The organism is Escherichia sp. MOD1-EC6300 (assembly GCF_002965045.1).
Classification (GTDB): Bacteria; Pseudomonadota; Gammaproteobacteria; order Enterobacterales; family Enterobacteriaceae; genus Escherichia; species Escherichia coli_F.
In genome coordinates this window covers 1-203 of the sequence record NZ_PTRH01000096.1, presented here as the reverse complement: position 1 = coordinate 203, position 203 = coordinate 1, and the positions used below count along the sequence as shown (strand labels likewise).

General features: G+C 52.2%; 1 rRNA gene. It reads right to left on the bottom strand.

Features of this window, described 5'->3' with window-relative positions:
• A 23S ribosomal RNA gene (locus BGE37_RS25000) occupies positions 1 to 203 on the bottom strand; the annotation flags it as partial.

The following is a 203-nucleotide window of genomic DNA, read 5'->3' as shown; positions in this document are numbered from 1 at the left end:
CTAGTTCCTTCACCCGAGTTCTCTCAAGCGCCTTGGTATTCTCTACCTGACCACCTGTGTCGGTTTGGGGTACGATTTGTTGTTACCTGATGCTTAGAGGCTTTTCCTGGAAGCAGGGCATTTGTCGCTTCAGCACCGTAGTGCCTCGTCATCACGCCTCAGCCTTGATTTTCCGGATTTGCCTGGAAAACCAGCCTACACGC